Origin of the sequence: Streptomyces sp. NPDC050263 (assembly GCF_040655955.1) — a bacterium.
GTDB lineage: Bacteria > Actinomycetota > Actinomycetes > Streptomycetales > Streptomycetaceae > Streptomyces.
This window is the reverse complement of record NZ_JBFAKW010000255.1, coordinates 1-3,551: the sequence shown is the minus strand read 5'-3', so window position 1 is coordinate 3,551 and position 3,551 is coordinate 1. Positions and strand designations below refer to the sequence as shown.

3 protein-coding genes are annotated in these 3,551 nt (G+C 69.0%); 1 reads left to right on the top strand and 2 read right to left on the bottom strand.

The features are described from left to right. Positions 1-224: 224 nt before the first annotated feature. Both AB0J04_RS45605 and AB0J04_RS45600 read right to left on the bottom strand, forming a co-directional pair. Positions 225-761, bottom strand: coding sequence for a DUF2087 domain-containing protein (locus tag AB0J04_RS45605; protein ID WP_363174632.1), 537 nt, complete (start codon positions 759-761; stop codon positions 225-227). Positions 762-959: 198 nt separating this feature from the next. Further along, a complete protein-coding gene (locus AB0J04_RS45600) occupies positions 960-2,390 on the bottom strand; it encodes an amidase (protein WP_363174631.1) in 1,431 nt (476 codons plus the stop codon). A 125-nt stretch (positions 2,391-2,515) separates the two neighbouring features. Here AB0J04_RS45600 and AB0J04_RS45595 point away from each other — a divergent pair, with 125 nt between their 5' ends. Beyond that, positions 2,516-3,160 (top strand): TetR/AcrR family transcriptional regulator, encoded by a 645-nt coding sequence (locus AB0J04_RS45595; protein WP_363174630.1) that lies wholly within the window; start codon positions 2,516-2,518, stop codon positions 3,158-3,160. Positions 3,161-3,551 lie beyond the last annotated feature (391 nt).

Genomic DNA, 3,551 nt, shown 5'->3' with positions numbered 1-3,551 from the left:
CCCGGACAGAGTGCCGGACACGCGCCGCCCGGCACAGCACCCGGACGACGCGTCACATCACAACAGGGCAAACATTCCCTGCTACGGCACTAGAGACCGCATACGGCGAGATCCGCAGGCTGCGCAGCGAACGGCCGTTGCCTTGATCGGTCGAGCGCGTTGCAAGCCCGCGCGGTGGCGTCCGCGGGTGTGCGGGCGTCGCCGGCCAATACTCGCACCATCCGTCAGACGCGCTCGTAGGTGGTGCCGGACTCGTTTCTACGCAACAGACCCTCGTCCACGAGGGCACGGCGCAGACTCACCCAGTCGTCGAACCATTCGCCGCAGATCGCATTGACCTTGGCCTCGGAATACATCACCCCGGGCTCGAACGAGTCCTTCACAACGGCCAGAACACGGCTGCGTACCTCCGCCTTGCCCGGAATGGACGTGAGCCGACCACGGCGGAAGTAGGAGCCCGCGCCGTCTCCGCTGCCGCGGCCGGAGACGCTGACCTCGGCCTGGACTGCGAGCCGGAAAGTGTCGTCGAGCAGTGTGTACGTGCGCTTTTCGCTGTCGAAGGCGGCGATCCGGCCGTCCGTCAGCTTTTGCAGCGCCGCGGCAGCGGCCGGTGGGCGGAGCTTGGTCAGTTCGGCGACCTCCGCCACGGAGGGCGCCCCGAGGGCGAGGGCCGCGTAGGCGGCGCGCCGGTCGGTCTGGGCGAGGAGACCGACCAGGTCGCGGCAGGAGGGTGAATGGTCCTCGGTGGGAGCCGTGTTCATGGTGTCCATTCCGGTTGTGGTTCCGGGCGCCGATCGTCGTTGGAGCCTCGGGCGTCTCTACAAGTACCGTGATCTCGGGCTGCCGTTGAAAGCGGTTTGTGGCGAACGAGAACGTTTCAGCCAGGCCGCCGGGACAGGGCGGCGTGCTGACGGTGAGGGGATGGGGGCCGCCGTGCGCGCCCTGTATGGCCCACGGGTTCAATCAGCCCGGCCTCCCACGCGCGGGTCGACCGGTGTGAGAACTCCGAGCCGGTCCTCGATCGCCTGGGCCGCGCCCAGGCACAGGTCCTCCCGGAACGCGCGCCCGACGATCTGCACTCCAGAGGGGAGCCCGTCGACCATCCCGGTCGGTATGGCCACACCGGGTACGCCCACGAAGCTGGTCACGGTGCACAGGCGCATTCCCGACCCGACCCGGTCCCGGCCTGACCTGTCACGCGACTCCAGCCCGGGCTCGACCGGTGGCTCGGTGAAGACCGGGCCGAGCAACAGCGGGTATTCGTCGAGGAATTCGGCCCATGAGCGGCGGATGTTCATCCAGGTGCCCATCAACTTCATGAACTCCTCCGCGCTTGCGGGCGGGGTCTGTTCCATCGCCATCTCGATATAGCGGTCACCGCCCTTGCCGAGCAGCCCGCGCACCACCGGCCAGGTCGGGGCGAACTCGGTCACAGTGATCCGGCCGTACGCATCGAGGGCCTCGTCCATCCGCGGTACGTCCTGCACCTCGCGCACGTCGTACCCGGCGTCGCGGAGCGCGTCAGCCGCGGTCGCGATGGCTCCGCGAACGGTGGGGTGGACGCCGTAACCGCCAGGGTCCGCCACGACCGCGACCTTCACGCGTCCGGGGAGCGGTTCGCCGTATGCGGGCACCGGCACGGCCCGCGGGTCTCGCGGATCGGTCCCGGCCAGCACCTCGTAAGCAAGCCGAAGATCGCCCACGCTCCGGGCCAGCGGGCCGTCGGTGACCAGCATCTGGGACGCCGGGCCCGGGTCGTCCGGGCCGAGAACGCGGTGGTCGGCGGGGAACCGGCCCGTGGACGGCTTCAGCCCGGCCACGCCGCAGAACTGGGCGGGGATGCGCACCGATCCCCCGGAGTCGTTGCCGAGCCCGAGCGCCGCCATACCCGTGGCGACGGCCACCGCGTCGCCCCCGCTGGAGCCGCCCGGGGTCCGGCTGCTGTCCCACGGATTGACCGTGTCACCGAACAGCTCGCTGCGTGTGTGCATCCCCGCCAGGATGAGGGTGGGAATGTTGCTGTGCCCGATGGGGATGGCCCCGGCAGCGCGTAGCCGCGCCACCGGGGGTGCGTCGGCCGACGCCACCAGATCGCGGAAGCGCTCCGTGCCGAACGTAGTCGGCACGCCTTCGATGGCGGTGCTCTCCTTCACCGTGAAGGGCACCCCCGCGAGGGGCCCCAGCGCTTCACCGGCGGCCCGCCGACGGTCCGTCTGTGCCGCGGCCTCACGTGCCCCCTCCGCCAGGAGCTGCGTGACCGCGTTCACCTGCGGGTTGACCTCGGCGATGCGATCCAGGTGACTGTCTACCAGTTCGACGGCCGAGACCTCTGCGCTGCGCACAGCCTCCGCCTGCGCGGCGGCCGGCATCTTCCACAGGGCGTCCAGCATGGCTGCACCTTCCTCATCCACGTACCAATGCGCTTGCATCGGAACCGTACCCGGGAACCGATACGTGCGCATCGCATAAACTGCGCTGCAAAGCGGAACGAAGTGAAATTGAGAGGCGATCGGACATGCCCAGGCAGGTGGATCACGTGAGCCGACGCCTCCACATCGCCGAGGCCGTATGCCACCTCGCCGACGAACGCGGACTTGAGGGCGTGACCCTTCGCGATGTCGCCGCCCGCGCCCAGGTGTCGATGGGCGCAGTTCAGCGGTGCTTCCGCAACAAGGAAGAGATGCTCGTGTTCGCTCTCGGGCACATCAGCGAGCGAATCAGCGAGCGCGCACAGGCACGCCTCCTGAGGAGCCCAGCCCAGTCGGCCAGCACCGCCCTGGGCCACGCGGCCACCGAGATCTCACTGCTCCGGGAAGAACACCGCGCCGAGGCCAGGGTCTGGCTCGCCTTCGTCGCGCAGGCGGCTGTCAGCAAGGCGCTCGCCAGGACGCTGAAGGCGAACTACGCACCCCTGCAGGAGGCGTTCACTCGCCTCATCTCGGAAGCCGGCGAGGGCGCCGAGGGCGCCGAGCGCGCCGTGCCCCTCGATCCGCAACTCGAGGCCCGCACCCTCCTCGCCCTCGCGGACGGCCTCACCGTGCACGTCCTCATCGGCCACCTCACCCCGCACGAAGCACACGACGTTCTCCACACGCACCTGGCCCGCCTCTTGGAACAACCGGTCACGCGCACCCCCTCCCCGGACTCCCCACTTCCATGAACCGGACCAAGCGAGGCGGACAGCTACAGGCGAATCGGGCGCCTACGATCAGCGTCGGCTGTCACCGGAGGCGGACAGCACCGACGCCCGGTGGGAGTCCAGGTGTTCACTGCAGAAGTGCCCCACAGCAGTTCCGGGGGCAGCCTCCGCCGATTTCGTCGTCCGCGACCGAGGCCAGCGGCCTGCCTAACCCGTCACGGACATGTCCGCCACGCAAAGCGCCAGATCAGAACCCATGACAAGTCACCGAGCTATCCATAATCCTGGTCCACACCCTGTTCTCGATGCGCTTGGCGGGGTCTATCAGGAATTAGGTGTGATTCGTCTGTTTGGCCTACGAGTTGGTGGGTGGGCTGTTCGGCCTACACCCGTCCGGCGGTAAGGCGGCCGT

Excerpts from the sequence above, each read along its gene's own strand:
- AB0J04_RS45605 (WP_363174632.1), bottom strand. The coding sequence starts at position 761 with ATGAACACGGCTCCCACCGAGGACCATTCACCCTCCTGCCGCGACCTG.
- AB0J04_RS45600 (WP_363174631.1), bottom strand. The coding sequence starts at position 2,390 with ATGCTGGACGCCCTGTGGAAGATGCCGGCCGCCGCGCAGGCGGAGGCT.
- AB0J04_RS45595 (WP_363174630.1), top strand. The coding sequence starts at position 2,516 with ATGCCCAGGCAGGTGGATCACGTGAGCCGACGCCTCCACATCGCCGAG.